Genomic DNA, 893 nt, shown 5'->3' on the forward strand with positions numbered 1-893 from the left:
CATCCTGCGCTCCTTGGTCTGAATGAAAGAGCAAGTTCGAACCATCAGGTTTGCGTGCAGACCATGCCTTTCTCAGTGTTTTAATAACTAACTTGGCGTTGTTTATCCGGCTTGTTACCCAGCCAACAACCTTACGAGAATACAAATCAAGGATGACGCATAAATACTGCCAACCATCTTTACAGCGTACTTGTGTGATATCTGATACCCACACGGTATTTGCTGTATCAACATTAAACTGGCGTCGTAATAAATTACTCGCTTTGATTGTACCTTCTTTCTTCGCGCGACTTGTATAGCGTCTCTTACCTGATTTTGAACGATAGCCAACGCTTTGTAATAGTCTCTGCACACGTCCCTTACTGCAATCAAAGCCATGCGCTACCGCTGCCTCCCAAAGCTTTCTATAACCAGGAATGCAGTGCTCTTGGTCGCTGACATGCTTTAGAAATTTCAGTAACGAACTGTTCTCTTTATGGCGTGTGCTAGGTAATTGCTTTAACCATTTATAATACCCAGCCGGCGACACAGATAACCAACTGCACAACTTCTTCACTGTGCGTTTGGCGTCTGTGACCTTGTGGATATATTCGAACCTTATTCTTTTAGGCTGTCGAAGTAGACCTTCGCCTTTTTTAAAACGTCATTCTCCAACTGAGCATCTTCGAGTTGCTTCTCAAGCTTACGAATTTGGCGTTCTAAATCTGCGTATGATTTGTCAGGGCCTTGGTTCTTTAGTGGCTTTGCCGTTTTCTTTTTCGAGGTCATGTGACTTCTCCAACTTGATAGCATGTCAGGATGAATACCGTACTTATTAGCGACCTGTGATCTGACCCCGATAAAGTAGACACGGGGTTTAATATTTCCAGTTAAAAACAAAAAAGCGTTGCACC

The 893-nt window shown here is 43.3% G+C and carries 2 protein-coding genes; both read right to left on the reverse strand.

Translation table 11 applies throughout. The features are described 5' to 3' along the window. Window positions 1-601, reverse strand: a 601-nt coding sequence (locus CWC02_RS20790; RefSeq protein WP_171043880.1) for an IS3 family transposase, incomplete at its 3' end; no start/stop codon positions are given. Further along, the coding region (locus tag CWC02_RS20315; protein ID WP_212751485.1) for a transposase at window positions 598-893 on the reverse strand (296 nt) is incomplete at its 5' end. The genes CWC02_RS20790 and CWC02_RS20315, both read right to left, overlap by 4 nt.

The organism is Pseudoalteromonas sp. S2721 (assembly GCF_005887425.1).
In the GTDB taxonomy this organism is placed as follows: domain Bacteria; phylum Pseudomonadota; class Gammaproteobacteria; order Enterobacterales; family Alteromonadaceae; genus Pseudoalteromonas; species Pseudoalteromonas simplex.